General features: G+C 67.8%; 16 protein-coding genes. 8 read left to right on the forward strand and 8 right to left on the reverse strand.

Going from position 1 to position 12,958, the window contains the following annotated elements:
* Positions 1–1,448, reverse strand: a 1,448-nt coding sequence (locus ACFVAV_RS33205; RefSeq protein WP_379039570.1) for a toll/interleukin-1 receptor domain-containing protein, incomplete at its 3' end; no start/stop codon positions are given.
* A gap of 599 nt (positions 1,449–2,047) precedes the next feature.
* On the opposite strand from ACFVAV_RS33205, the gene ACFVAV_RS33210 reads away from it, so the two are divergent.
* The gene (locus ACFVAV_RS33210; RefSeq protein ID WP_379039571.1) at positions 2,048–2,323 is read left to right on the forward strand and encodes a hypothetical protein; all 276 of its coding nucleotides are present in this window, start codon (positions 2,048–2,050) and stop codon (positions 2,321–2,323) included.
* Position 2,324: 1 nt separating this feature from the next.
* Here the strand turns inward: ACFVAV_RS33210 and ACFVAV_RS33215 are convergent, their stop codons facing one another.
* Both ACFVAV_RS33215 and ACFVAV_RS33220 read right to left on the reverse strand, forming a co-directional pair.
* On the reverse strand, positions 2,325–2,846 hold the full coding sequence (locus ACFVAV_RS33215; RefSeq protein WP_379039572.1) for a hypothetical protein: 522 nt from the start codon (positions 2,844–2,846) through the stop codon (positions 2,325–2,327).
* Between the two features lie 156 nt (positions 2,847–3,002).
* The gene (locus ACFVAV_RS33220; RefSeq protein WP_379039573.1) at positions 3,003–3,374 is read right to left on the reverse strand and encodes a hypothetical protein; all 372 of its coding nucleotides are present in this window, start codon (positions 3,372–3,374) and stop codon (positions 3,003–3,005) included.
* A gap of 104 nt (positions 3,375–3,478) precedes the next feature.
* Here ACFVAV_RS33220 and ACFVAV_RS33225 point away from each other — a divergent pair, with 104 nt between their 5' ends.
* A complete protein-coding gene (locus ACFVAV_RS33225) occupies positions 3,479–3,793 on the forward strand; it encodes a hypothetical protein (RefSeq protein ID WP_379039574.1) in 315 nt (104 codons plus the stop codon).
* A 727-nt stretch (positions 3,794–4,520) separates the two neighbouring features.
* Complete coding sequence (locus ACFVAV_RS33230) at positions 4,521–4,709, forward strand: hypothetical protein (RefSeq protein WP_379039575.1); 189 nt, start codon at positions 4,521–4,523, stop codon at positions 4,707–4,709.
* Between the two features lie 55 nt (positions 4,710–4,764).
* Here ACFVAV_RS33230 and rmuC read toward each other — a convergent pair whose 3' ends face one another.
* The 3 genes from rmuC to ACFVAV_RS33245 all read right to left on the reverse strand — a co-directional run bounded on the left by rmuC (position 4,765) and on the right by ACFVAV_RS33245 (position 7,810).
* Entirely contained in the window at positions 4,765–6,339 is a 1,575-nt protein-coding gene (gene rmuC / locus ACFVAV_RS33235) for a DNA recombination protein RmuC (RefSeq protein WP_379039577.1), read from the reverse strand.
* Between the two features lie 529 nt (positions 6,340–6,868).
* Complete coding sequence (locus ACFVAV_RS33240) at positions 6,869–7,309, reverse strand: hypothetical protein (RefSeq protein WP_379039578.1); 441 nt, start codon at positions 7,307–7,309, stop codon at positions 6,869–6,871.
* A 60-nt stretch (positions 7,310–7,369) separates the two neighbouring features.
* Positions 7,370–7,810, reverse strand: a complete 441-nt coding sequence (locus tag ACFVAV_RS33245) for a transcriptional regulator (RefSeq protein WP_379039580.1) — start codon at positions 7,808–7,810, stop codon at positions 7,370–7,372.
* Positions 7,811–8,090: 280 nt separating this feature from the next.
* Here ACFVAV_RS33245 and ACFVAV_RS33250 point away from each other — a divergent pair, with 280 nt between their 5' ends.
* The 5 genes from ACFVAV_RS33250 to ACFVAV_RS33270 all read left to right on the forward strand — a co-directional run bounded on the left by ACFVAV_RS33250 (position 8,091) and on the right by ACFVAV_RS33270 (position 9,865).
* Positions 8,091–8,546 (forward strand): hypothetical protein, encoded by a 456-nt coding sequence (locus ACFVAV_RS33250; RefSeq protein WP_379039581.1) that lies wholly within the window; start codon positions 8,091–8,093, stop codon positions 8,544–8,546.
* A 223-nt stretch (positions 8,547–8,769) separates the two neighbouring features.
* Positions 8,770–8,961, forward strand: a complete 192-nt coding sequence (locus ACFVAV_RS33255) for a hypothetical protein (RefSeq protein WP_379039582.1) — start codon at positions 8,770–8,772, stop codon at positions 8,959–8,961.
* A gap of 58 nt (positions 8,962–9,019) precedes the next feature.
* Complete coding sequence (locus ACFVAV_RS33260) at positions 9,020–9,211, forward strand: DUF6011 domain-containing protein (protein WP_379039583.1); 192 nt, start codon at positions 9,020–9,022, stop codon at positions 9,209–9,211.
* A 127-nt stretch (positions 9,212–9,338) separates the two neighbouring features.
* The gene (locus tag ACFVAV_RS33265) at positions 9,339–9,572 is read left to right on the forward strand and encodes a type II toxin-antitoxin system ParD family antitoxin (RefSeq protein ID WP_379039584.1); all 234 of its coding nucleotides are present in this window, start codon (positions 9,339–9,341) and stop codon (positions 9,570–9,572) included.
* Entirely contained in the window at positions 9,569–9,865 is a 297-nt protein-coding gene (locus ACFVAV_RS33270) for a type II toxin-antitoxin system RelE/ParE family toxin (RefSeq protein ID WP_379039586.1), read from the forward strand. The genes ACFVAV_RS33265 and ACFVAV_RS33270 overlap by 4 nt, the downstream gene beginning before the upstream one ends.
* Before the next feature lie 84 nt (positions 9,866–9,949).
* On the opposite strand, the gene ACFVAV_RS33275 is transcribed toward ACFVAV_RS33270, so the two are convergent.
* Together ACFVAV_RS33275 and ACFVAV_RS33280 are read right to left on the reverse strand one after the other, a co-directional pair.
* On the reverse strand, positions 9,950–10,249 hold the full coding sequence (locus ACFVAV_RS33275; protein WP_379039587.1) for a hypothetical protein: 300 nt from the start codon (positions 10,247–10,249) through the stop codon (positions 9,950–9,952).
* Entirely contained in the window at positions 10,246–12,957 is a 2,712-nt protein-coding gene (locus ACFVAV_RS33280) for a DNA translocase FtsK (RefSeq protein ID WP_379039588.1), read from the reverse strand. The genes ACFVAV_RS33275 and ACFVAV_RS33280 overlap by 4 nt, the downstream gene beginning before the upstream one ends.
* Between the last annotated feature and the right edge of the window lies 1 nt (position 12,958).

Below are 12,958 nucleotides of genomic sequence, written 5' to 3' on the forward strand. Positions count from 1 at the left end.
ACCAGACCCTGGTGGCCGGTGATCGGGTCGCCGGCGGGTTGTCCGGTGTCCGCGTCCCACAGCCGCACCGTGCCGTCGATACCGCCGGAGACGATTCGCTGCCCGTCCGGGCTGAACGCCACCGCATACACCGACTTCACGTCGACGAACACCGAGTTCTGGTGCCCGGTCATCGGGTCACCGATCGGCTGGCCAGTGGCCGCGTCCCAGCGCCGCACCGTGCCGTCCATACCGCCGGAGACGATTCGCCGCCCGTCCGGGCTGAACGCCACACCGGTCACCTGGCCTTGGTGCCCGTTCAGGGGTTCGCCAGTGGGTTGGCCGGTGTCCGCGTCCCGTAGTCGCAGCGTGCCGTCGCCGCCGCCGGATACGATGTACCGCCCGTCCGGGCTGAACGCCACGCTGGTCACCTCATTCTGGTGCGCGGTGATCGGGTCGCCGACGAGTTGGCCGGTGGCCGTGTCCCATAGCCGCACCGTGTCGTCGCTGCCGGCGGAGACGACGCGCTGTCCGTCCGGGCTGAGTGCCACCCTCACCGGAGCGGTCGTCTCGATGATCTCGAGCGCGCCGCCGCGGGCGATTAGGGCGTCGAGGAGTGCGCCTTCGTCCGGGTTCGATCCGATCCGCTGCGCGGCCAGGATCTGCTGCAGCGCACGAACGTCGCCGCCGGACCGGCTACCGGCGAGCATGGCCCTGGCGTCGGACACCAGCAGTCGAGCTATCACCTGGTTCCGTTGGTGTATCGCCTCTCTTCGTTGCATGAACGCGATCGTGGCCGCGATGACGGCGATAACGGTCAACAGGACCAGGCCGACGATGGCGGCGCGCCGGAGGCGGCGGAAGCGGCGTTGCTCGCGCAGGTCGTCACTGGCGAGTTCGTATTTGGGTTTGCCGTGGATCGGGGCGGCCAGGTCGGTGACCTTCTCCCGGAACATCGGTGCGCGCGGATCCCAGGGGGCGTCGTCGCTGACGTCGACATAGAACGGCTCCGCGGCGAGTGCCCCCGGCTCGGTCAGCACCGGCAGGGCCGCAGTGGAGCGGTCCGGGTCGAACCGTCCGGTGTCCTGGTCCCAGGTCAGATGCCCGCCGGCGACGACGAACAGTAGCCGTTCGGGCCCGCGGTCCTGCAGCCAGTGGGTGACCTCCTTGTTGACCCAGCCGGAGGCGGCCGCAGTCGGGGAGAGCACCACGATCAGGTAGCGGGCACGGTCCATCGCATCGGTGACCTTGCCCCACAGGTCAGGACTGGCTGTCAGGTCGGTGGCGTCACGGAAGACCCGCAGCGCGTGCAGTCGGCCCACCCGCCGGCCGATGCGGTGCAGGCTCTTCTGGATCCCGGCGGCGACCGGCCGATCGTGGTGGGTGTAGGAGATGAACGCGTCGTAGTCGAACGACGCCTCTTGTCTGCGAGTCTGCTGCTCCGGAGCCGGGGCAGCCTGAGCGCACATGGGTTCTCTCCCTGCTCTCCAGCTGGCGGTGTCGAGTCTCGTGGTCGGGACTATCTGAGCCTGACGCACGTGAGCACGGATGTCGCAGGTAGGTGACTACTCGTTTTTGCAGCACGGGTGTGCGCTCGTCCGCGATCGTTCTCTCAGCCGACCGGTTGAACCCGGTGGGCTGCGGAATGCGGTACACGCGGCAACAGTCGATGCGATCGGAAAGGTTGCTGTCCCGTTGACGGATCCGCTACCGGACGCGCTTCGACCTGGGCTGAGGCTCTCAGAAGAGGGTGTCGGCGACACGCAAGGGCCGGTACCCGGTGCCCTCAAGTACCGGTCAGCGACCGGCTCCACGTCATAGTTCCCATCGAGCACCGTCCAATATCGACCGCCAGATGGCATCTGAACTGGAAAAGCCCGCACCCGTCCTCCGTTCTCCGTAGCGGAATCAACACGGAGCCACAGAGCTACACACCTCAGAGAACAGTCGCAAAACCCCGTCGGAGTGTCGTCAACACCACGTCACACCACAGGTCCAGGTCCCCCAGAGAAACCTCTACGCCGCGCTGGTCCAGCAGGCCGTCACCATCGCCCGCCGCTGCCCCGTCGTGGTCGACGCCCCGTTCCTCGGCTACATCAGCGCCGCCGGCGAACAAGGCCAGCGGCTCAGCGAATACATCCGCACGATCGCCGGCGGCGACACCACGATCCGCACAGTCTGGGTCGGCACCGACACCACCCAGCTCCGCGAGCGCATGGCCCACCGCGGCGCCGAGCGTGACCAGCCCAAGCTCGCCGACTGGGAGACCTACCGCACCAGCGTGCTGGACTCCGGCCTGGCCCGCACCGGCCCTCGCGTCGTGGACTACCTCGTCACGAACTGACTCAGCTCTCGTGCTTCGCGCACAGGCCGCGGCCGCCGGTCGGGATCGCGCACCGCTGCCCGTTGGCCTTGACCGCACCGCACTGCAGGTCGGCCGCGTGCACGTGGCAGCGGTTGCGGCCGGCGAGCGGCTCGATGCCGCACGGCCGACCGGACTTCGTCGGCGCCGTGCAGCGGGTGCTGGTCTGGTCGATAACGTCGATTCGGGTGGCGATGCGCCGGTTGGTCTGGGTGGCGACCGCGCGGTTGTGCCGAGCCTGTTCCTGGCGGCCGCGTTCGGCGTCCTCGAGATCGGTCGGGCTCATCCCGGCGTACGGTTCTTCGCCGGTGATCCAGCATTTCGCGGCGTAGGCGGCGATCCCGTCGCGGCTTTGTGCGTGTAGCCAGACGATCTTGCCGAGCCCACGGAACGCCAGATCGTAGGGCTCCTGATCCGGCTCCCGCTTGGCGTAGTGCTCGATGTATTCCACGGCGGCGCGGGCCAGCTGCGCCCGCTCGGGGATGCTCGGTTTACGACGGGCCATGGGCCGGTACCGTACTGGCCCGCAGCAGGAACCACACCCCAAACCGGCGATTGGAATCCCGGGAAAAAGTCGAGGTGAAGGCATATTTCTGCTGCCACCGGGCGCCCGGGTCGCTGCCTGACGGCCCCGCTGGCGGATGCCGACGTGGTAGGTGGTTCAGCGTTCTCGGCCGTAGCCACGCTCGCGCTCGCGCAGGGCACGCTCAAGCGCGTTACCCGACCAATCGGCGAGGGCGTTTCGCTGTGGGCTCAGGATGTTTGGGTACGCAGCATCGTGGGCTTCCCGCTTCCGAGCGGCCTCGGCGGCGGCTCGCGCGATGTCGTGATCACTGCGAGCTTCCAACAGCAGGTGGTGCGCCCTACCGCGCATCTTGTCCAACCGGTCGTAGTCCGGCCCAGTCATCCCGGAGATCTTGAGCTGATGGTCCAGTTCGACCAGCTCGGCGCCGATCTCATCGAGGCGTTGCTGGTCGGGATGCCATCCCACCTGCTGCATCTCTGCGATCAGATCCAGGTAGCGATCGGCCAAGCTGCTCACCACGGTCCCCTGCCGTCGACGACGTCCAGGTCTGACGATACGCCGGATCCCCGTGCGGCCCTGGGGTTGTCATACCGCAGATGCACCATCGCTGTATGAGCGCGCACGATGCCGTCAACACCGCAAACCTCGAATCAGCCCGCCGGGCCGGATGGCCGGAACTCACCGGCACCCCCGCACAGATCGGCTGGGCGGCCACCATCCGGGCAGCGCGGATGCGCGAGTTCGACGCCGCCGAATCCCCCGTATCCGGGATGACCGCCGCGGCCCGGGCCGCGCTTCGCGGCGTGCTGCTCGAAGTCACCACCGCCAGCGATTGGATCGACACACGGTGCCACGCCCATTGGCACCTGGTCTTGCTGACCATCAAGCGAAGCCAGGAAGAGATCGTCGCGCTCGGCGCGCTGTAGCAGTCTCGGCGCGGGCCCTCCTGCCCGCGTTCAACCGTCTCGCGCGGTGCGCTTGGGCGAACACGGCTACACGTAGCAGGTGCTGATGCGGAACGGTGGGTGCAGGAACGAGGTCCCACACTCGCGGCACCGCACGAGGACATGGGCGTGAAGAGTAAATTCTCTGCCGCGATATCGACAGTGTTGTGAACCGGCCAATTCGAACGCGGATCCGCCGTCGTCGCCAGACGGACATCTGTCTGGAAAAGGCGCGAGAATCAGCGCATCACTGTGCTCTCGTAGCCTCGGATCCTCCTGCACCCATCGCAGTCCCTGAACCGTGATGCGCAGCACGAGAATTGCTGGTCTCTGTGGGTCCACCGTTGTGGCCATACGGCTCTCGACCAACCCGCGATCACTGAGGCTGCGGATCGCTCTGCGCCAGGTAGCTCGCGCGGGCCGATCCCGCGGCGCCTTGTCGTGAGGGTTGAGATCCGCATCCACATCCCACCAATTCGGCAGAGCGCTGAGGCGCTCCCACCGAAGGGGGTCGGCGCCGAGCTCGGTCCTGAGCATCAGGCCGAAAAGTATCTCGCGCTGAACGGAACCCAGACCCCGTGACATGGGCAGATTCTAAGTGCATCCCTTGCGGCGAAGTGCTTGTGCTCGAATAAGAACCGCCTTCCACCGGGCAAGGGCGGAAGGCGGTCAGATCACCGTCGTTGTGCATTCAGAAACGGAGACGAGGATGAGCGTAACCAAACGCCCGCCCCCCGAGAAAGACGTTCCGCCCCCGGCCCCCCAGCCCGTACACCCACTACTCGCGTTGGTCCTCGGTCTCGACATCGCCGCGGTCGTGGGTCTGCTGACCGACTGGCAGACCGCTGCGGGGGTGCTGGCGGCGGTGCTCAGCCTGTTCGGCGCGCAGCGCCGATAGTTGGGAAACGGCCGCCTACGTGCCCATGTAGGCGGCCGTTCCACCGTTCTTGGCCTCAGTTCCGGGCGATGAAATCCACGACGTTGCGGTCCATCTCGGCCGTGCCGACCTCCAGCACATCATCCTGATCGTCGGCCCGGCTGCCGTCGGTCTCCGTCGCCTCGGGGAGCGCGAGAGTCTTGGCCACCCGATCGACGGTGCTGGGGGCAGGGATTGCGTCGGCGGCGTCGGCGCCCTGCAGCTCCTCGATCTGTCGTGCTGCGGGCAGGACTTCGCGTTCCATGGCGTTGACGGTGACGTTGAACTGGTTCACCGCGCCGCCGAGTTTGGTGCCGAGTTTGTTCAGCTCTCCGGCCACTTTGCGCAGGTGCTTGGTCAAGGCAGCGCACATGGCCGCGGTGACCCTTGCGTTTTCGGCCATCGCCTCCTGCCGCAGGACCATCGCGACCGACTTCAGCATCGTCAGCAAGCTGGTCGGGGTGGCCAGGACGACTTTGCGGTCGACGGCGTATCTCCACAGCTCGGGGTCCTGCTCCCACGCCTCGTACAGGAACACCTCCGAGGGCACGAACATCACCACCAGCTCCGGCGAGTGATCGGGAAGGTCCCAATACTGTTTGTCGGAGAGCTGGTCGATGTGTCTGCGCATGGTCTTGATGTGGCTGGCCATCAGCTTCTTGTGCTCGTCGGCGTCGCGGGCGTCGTGGGCGTCGAGGAACGCGTTGAACGGGGTCTTGGCGTCGACCACGATCGTCATCTGCCCACCGATCCGCACCGTCATGTCCGGGCGCAGCGTGGCGTCGCCGTCGGTGAGGCTGGGCTGCTCGGCGAAGTCGACGTGGTTGAGCATCCCGGCGGCGTCGACGACGTTGCGCAGCTGCTGTTCGCCCCACTTGCCGCGGGTATGCGGCCGGCGCAGGGCACTCACCAGCCGCGCGGTCTCCTCGCGTGCCTGCGTGCTGGTCACCCGCAACTGCTCGTTGTCGGTGGACAGCTGCTGCAGCCGCTCACCGAGCGCAGCGTAGGACCCGACCCGGTCCTTCTCGACCCCGCGCACGTACTCGGTCAGGGTCGAGACCTGCGTCGAGAGCGGCTTGATCAGCTCGTCGATGGCCTTGCGCCGCTGGTCGAGCTCCTGGCCGGTGGCCTGGGCGCGCTGGTCGACCATGTCGGTGAGCTGCTTCATCCACCGGCCGTTGGTGACCTCGAGGACTTCGGCGGCCATCCGCTTGATGCTCTCCTTCTCGTTGCGCAACAGCTCGATCTGCTCGTCGTAGCGGCCTTCCGCCGCGGTCAGATCGGCCTCGGCCCGCGCACGAGCGGCCGTCTCGGTGCGGACCTTCTCGTGCAGCACCTCCAGCTGCTCACCGGCGGACTCACGATCGCGCCGAGCCTGCTCGGTGACCGCGTCCCGCTCGATACGCACCTTCTCGACCGCAGCCTCCTTCTCGATGTCGGCCTTCTCCCCCGCCGCATCCCGCTCGCGCCGCAGTTGATCCGCGGCCTCCTGCCAGCGCCGCGCCTGCTCCTCGGCGACAGCCGCGCGGCCGCGCCCCACCATGAACCCGACCCCGCCCGCGAGGCCGGCCACCACGAACACCATCACCACGAACACACCAATGCCGATCAAGTCGAAACCCTCCTGAACGTCGATGCGACCCCTGCCCCTGATGAGCGGGGGAAGTGGAACATCGCCCGGCCGAGCGCTCGCCGAACGCGCAGGGAGATGTACCACTACCCACCGACATCAACGAAACAGGCGCTGACCAGCGAAAACGGACTGGGCGCAAGGTTTTTCGACGTTTCGGAAGTTCAAGGTGAGGGCGTGCCTGATCGAATCACGCTGTGGCGGTGCTCATTCCGAATCGCGGAGTGCGCGGTTCAAGATCGCGAGGGCGACCCGGTCGGCTTCGGCTTTGGTCGTCGCCGGTGGGACTGTCTCGCTCGCTGCCGCGCTGCTGCCACAGCTGTTCGGCCAGTTCGTGCGCATACTCCTCGGCCTCGATCCCGAGGACGCGCACACAATCCTCGGCGCGGGCGGCGAGAGCGTGGATCTCGTCCTTGAGCGACCCCGATACCCCGCATACCGGGACCCCAGACCGCGAGAACGGGCCGCCGGCGACGATGCCAGCGGCCCGTTCTTCGTGTTGCGGTCCGAGTTACCCGCGCTTGGCGAAGCGGGTGGCATAGAACGCGCGGGTGCCTCCGAGGAGCTTCTCGAACCGGCGTTGCGCGGTTGAGCGGTAGTTCCCGCCCCCGGCGGCGGTCACCTCACGCCAGCTCAGGACCGGTTCTCGTGTCGGAGTGGTCTGCCCCGGCGGGTATCCGCGACCGATCCACAGCAGCTCGTCGTAGGTGGCCTCGAGCAGACGCTGTAAGCGCACCACATCGGTGATGGCGGAATCGAGCGTGGTCGGGTCGGCCAGGCTGTCCGGGTCGGTCTTCGCCGCGATCAACGCCGCGAGCGAGCCCGCCGCGTAGTCGGCGAGTTCCTCGGCCGCGCCGTGGTTGCCGATCCATGCCAGCTCGTAGGTGTGGCGAAAGGTTCCGTCGGGCTGAGGGTGGATCCCGTGGCGGCCGCGAGTCTGATCGATGTCCATCTGCGAATTCCTTACTGCTGTCGTGATTGCTGTCGTCGTGGAAGGTCGGAGGGGGATTGGTCAGTGCCCGGTGGTGACCAGGGCAGCGACGCCGAGCCAGAGCCAGTGCCAGGACTGATCCAGATGTGCCGCGCCAGAGGCGAGTCCGGTCCCGGCGCGGTAGAAGCCACCCAGGCCGAGGCGGTCGGAGAGCGCGGCCAGCGTGGTACGCCGGTCGGCCCAGTAGTGGGTCACCGCGCTGACCGCCAGACCGCCGGCGGCCCAGCCGAGGTCGATCGGCAGGTGTAGCCACCAGGCCACCGCCGCCAGGCACAGCGCGAGCGTCAGCGTGTAGGTGGCGACGTGCTTGGCGCACTCCCACCGCCCGTGCCAGCCCGGCGCGCCCTTGCCCGCGGCCTGGTGGCTGGTCTGCACCCAGTAGTCGCCGACCTGGTGGCCGACGAGGAAGGCACCGAGCACGGCAGCGAAAGTCGCTGCGGTGATAGCGGTCTGGTCGATCATGGAAACCCCCTGAGACTGTAGCAATTTTGCTACAGACAAATGTAGCAAAATTGCTACAGCTAGGGAAGGTGGTCGCGGAAGAAGCGCACGCAAGGCGGCTTTCGGCAACGGGACGTCAGCCGGGCGCCGATTCTGGCCAAAAGCTGCCTCGTGCAGACCGCGCTCTGATCGAGGCCCATGTGTTGTTTCAGCCCGCCTCATGCGTTTGTGCGAAACCGATCAATGCGCAGGTCGCAAGGTCGCTGGTGACCGGAAATTCGAGCTGAAACAGACCCGGTTCGTGTGTCATCAGCCCGAGCTCGGCAGCGCGGCCGAGCTCGGGCTGGACGAAACGGCCGTGTGGTCGCCGCAGCCGCGCGAGGATGGCGCGATGGCCACCCTCGAATCCGACACCGCCAGCGCCGATCCGACGCTCGACGGACCTGTCCGCTACACCCTCGCGATCCTCGTCTCCGCCGACACCGACGAGATCGTCACCGTCACGGTGAACGGTCTGACCGCACCCCGCGTCGGCGAGCGGCTCAACTTCGACGTCGGCGAACAGCCGCTGTCGGTGAAGGTCGTCGACGTCGCCCACTGGTTCTTCACCCCGGAAGACGACCCGGACCACCGCGAGATCGTCGTGACCGCCCAGCCTCTCGACGTCGATGTGCCGGTCGCCAAACAACTGCTCGACACCGATGTCCTGGAACAGTGGTGCACACGGTTCGCCGCCGTCGGACCCGCACGCAAATGACGCTGCGCCGGCGTTGAAACAGTCGCGGATTCGTCTGCTATCGGGGCACCCATGACCCTGGACCAATAGGACTGAAACAGTCGAAAATTGGTGCCCCAGGGTTGAGGTCATGCACGAAAACAACTACCGCACAGCCCATCCCGCACCGACCCCGCTCGTCTGGCGTAGCGACCGATCCCGACGAGCGAGGCGGTTGCACCCCGGTTTTCTACGGTCTCGCGCCATGACCGACAACGCCGCGGCCAACCCGCCGTCCAGCACTTCCGGCAGCACCTCGTCGCCCGAGGTTCCCCAGCGCTCCCGCTTCACCCGATGGGCCCGCTACGTCGCCGGTGCCGCTGCGACCGCCCTCGCAGGTGCGGTGGCAGAGGAACTCCTCCACTGCCTGGCCGAGGCCGCACTGTGGCTGCTGTAAGGCGGATCTGTCGGTGCCTCGTGTCACGCTTGCGGCATTGTGCTTGGAGGTGATCGGCATGGCCGGAACCGGCGACCGTCCCGAGGTTCGACTGGTGGCGCACTGCCGCCGCTGTAATGGGTGGCTCGTCTCGGCGGAATCGGTGCGAGCGGGCATCGGCCCGCGGTGCGCGAGCCGCGAGGCTGCCGAGCAGCGCGCCGCCGCAGCACTCCAGCCGATCGCGCTGACGCTGTTCGACGTCGCCGCGTAACCGCGTCAGCGTGGCCGGCGGTCTCTCCTGTCCGCCGCCCACTGCCTGCCGCGCCGTCGGTACTCGGCCTGATCGATCTGGCCGGTCCATACCCGCAATGTTACCAAAATTTGGTAATCTGCTGGTCATGGGTAGGAACACATCGATCAGTCTCGACGAGCACTACACCGGGTTCATCGCTGAAGAGGTCGCCTCTGGCCGCTACAGCTCGGCCAGCGACGTCGTGCGCACCGCGCTGCGCCTGCTCGAGGACCGCGAGACGCAGCTGCGCGCGCTGCGTGCCGCGCTCGTCGACGGCGAGAACAGTGGTCCGGCCACCCCGTTCGACTTCGACGCCTTCCTGGCGGGCAAGCGCCGGTGACCCGCTACCTGCTCACTCCGGCAGCGCAGACCGACCTGCATGACATCTGGGACTACACCGAAAAGATCTGGAACGCCGAGCAGGCCGACACCTACATCCGGCGGATCCAGGCCGCGATCGAAACCGCCGCCGCCACACCTGGTGTCGGCCGGGCGTGCGATGAGATCCGCCCCGGCTACCGCAAGCTCGCGGCCGCGGCCTCCCACGTCATCTACTACCGGATCAACGCCGACGACGACGTCGAGGTCGTCCGGATACTCCATCAGCGTATGGATGTGGACTCGCACCTGTAGCCGTGCCGCCTGAGAACATAGCTGGGCCCTCACCCGAATTCCGCTCGGGTGAGGGCCCAGTCTTGTGTGGCTACCGTGTGCCGGTCACAGCTCCTCTACGCAGGTAGTCGCGTCGGCGAAATACCGCACGGCCCCGGAGGCCGTTGCGCGTTTGCGCCACTGGCCGATCCGGGCGTACCCGGCGCCGCTCAGTGCCCGGTCCAGCGCGTCCAGGCTCGCTTCGGCCTCGGCGGGTAGGCGCACCGATTCCCACCACGAATTCACGGTGCGCCCGTGAAAGGTGCCGGTCTCGGCGTCGTAGTAGACCTCGCAGCTGTAGAGGTCAGCGGCCGCGTCCCCGGTGTCGAGGCGGGCGATGACGTAGAGGTCGATCAGCTCGGTCATCTCTCCACCTCGGGAGTGTGGATGTGGCGCCGACCGGCCGGTGCCCGCATCGGCACTGGCGCAGGCGAACTGGACTTCGACTGGTCGCCGCGAACCGACTTGCCGGTGCGCGGGGTGCGACCACCTCGCGCGGAGGCTGCGGCCTGGCGCTGGGCAACCCGGTCATCGCGTTGGGTGACGATCGCAGCGGTGCGGGCCTCCCACGCCGTGCTGCGCTGGTGCACCGCGCGACCGAGCTGTCCGGCCCGCCCGCCGACAGCGTTGATCTGCGCTCGGATCGCGGTCTGCTGGTCCACATCGGCACCCGCGAACGCCAGATTGGAGGTGAGGGCGTCGCGCTGCTGGGTGAACCTCTGACGGGCCCGCTCCACGCCCTCGGTGGCGCCGACAGTTACCGATTGGATCGTCTCACCGAGATCGGCGACACCGGACCGCACAGCCGCGGTCTGCTGCTCGGTGGCGGTGACCCCGGTGATGCCGGTGTCGTCGATCTGCTGGGTGATCGTCTCGGTGAACGTCTTCTTTAGGGCCGAGGCCGCTTTGATCGTGCGCCGATGGTCGAGGTCGGACTTGGTGCGCTCGTCGGCGAACATCAGCTCCGGCACCTGGTCCTCACGCCGGATTCGGCCGAGGTCGATGTCGTCGAGTACCGCGGTGAGTTGGGCGCGCTCGATCGGGGTCAGACCCTTGCCGTCGACGGCGATACCGCGCAGCTCGTCGCGGGCGGTGGCCATCCGCGCGATGCGATCGCCGACGTCGCCGCTGATGCCGACCTGGCGGCGCTCATGGGCGTCGTCCTCGACAAGGAAGTCGGCTTCCATGGCCTGCTCCTCGGCGTCGATGACGTAGGCATCGATCTTCTCGGCCAGCTCGTCGCGGTCGACGTAGTCGGGCCAGGGGTCCAGATCCGGCCGCTCCCCTGCCTTGAGCGCGAGGCCGATCGCGCGCACGGCCTGCTGGTCCGCCGGCGTCATCACCTTGAGCTCCTCGGTGATGACGGCGCCCGACATCTGCTTGGCGGCGAATCGGTCCAGCAGCGCGCCGATGCGGCCGCGGGCTTCTTCGCCCGGGTCGACCACCACGGGCGTGGTGAGCAGGTCCAGATCAGTGGTGTCACCACGCAGGTAGTCGACGGTGAAATCGACCATGGCCCGGTCGGATTCGCTGAGCTTGGCCTGGTCGAGGTCGGCGGCGAGCTGGGCTCGGCGGGCCTGCTCGGTGTCGATGTGGGTTCGCGGGGCGGCCGGGTCGATGCTCTCCTCACCGGACCACCGTGCCAGTGCTTCTTCCACTGCGACCTTGGCTGCAGGGGTGATCGGTGCCGTGGCGAGCATCCCGATCGCGGCTCGCTCACGTGCCCACAGCGCCGCCGCATCGGAAAACTCCTGGCGGGCAGCGGCATCGTGGCCGCCGTCGATGGTGACCTTCATTGTCTGGGGGTCGATGATCACGCCCCACTCGTGGGCGTAAGACGCGATGAGCTGATCGGCACGCTCGGCAGCCAGCGAGGATTCCTCGCGCCAGGTGAGCGCGTCGACCAGCATCATCGAGCACGAATCCGGGTTGTGCCAGGGGATCTGCGCCATACGGTCCTCGGCCGCGGTGCGTGCGGCGAAGTGGGTGGGCGCGAGCTCCTCGCCTGCGGCAGCGCGCAGCTGGTCGAGGTTGTGGCGGGCCTGGTTGACCGCGACCAGGGCGTGGAGCTGGGCGCGACGCTGCCCGTGCCCGACCGGATCGGGCTGGACCTCACGGTCGATGCGCGCGTACCAGCCCTGCCATTGCGATGCCCCTTCGAGAGCCTCGCGGTGCGTGCGCAGATGGTCCAGCAGCGCCGTGCGCGCTGCGTCGGTCTCGACGGGGTCCTGGCTGTCGTAGGCGGCGGCGAACTGCGCTTCCAGGTCGTAGGCGAGACCATCGACCGCATCGAAGCCGGGGACCGCGGCTTCGGGTTCGATGCTTGCCGGGCGGCCGAAAAGGGTTGTGTCATCTACCAGCGCGGGCACGGTCGCAGCCACATCTGCCGGGATCTGACCGGCGGCCGCGAGCTGGTCGACCTCGGTAGTGATCGCGCTGATCTCGGCGTCTGCTTTGCCGGTAGCCTCAGCGGTCAGGCGACCCGCGACGGCGTCCTCGAGGCGGTCGACATCGATCAGTACGTCGCGTGCTTTCGAGCCCCTGCTCGGGCCGACGATGCCCTGCTCGGCGAGCCGGTCCATCACCTGTGAGGCCGCCGCATAGCCGATCCGCAGCTTGCGCTGCAACATCGAAGTGCTGCCGAACTGGGCGGTGACGACGAGCTCGGCGGCCTGGCGCAGCAGCTCCTGATGGTCGGTCTGGTTGTCGTTCATGGTGTTTTCCTCCTGGTGGGTGGTGGTCCAGGCCGGTCCGGGATCGCCGGTCTGGGTCAGGTCGGCCTCGGTGAAGCCACGACGTTGCGCGGCGCGCAGCTTGCGGCCGCGGACCGCTTTGGCGACCGCTTCGAGCTGAGCGGGGGTGGCCTCACGCTTGGGCGGGGCCACCGTGGAGTCGAAGAGAGCGGCCCAGATCCGGCGGGCCTTACCGCGGCGCTTCGTTTCGCGGACCATGACCGCGACCGGCTGCGCACCGCCTGGGGCCAGGCCTGCAGCGCGCAGCTGGCGGCGGGTCATCAAGTGAGGCGGAGCAGCCCGCCACGGGTAGGTGTCGGGCTGCTCATCAGTGGTGCTCATC

The sequence above is a fragment of the Nocardia sp. NPDC057663 genome (assembly GCF_042799895.1).
Lineage (GTDB): Bacteria > Actinomycetota > Actinomycetes > Mycobacteriales > Mycobacteriaceae > Nocardia.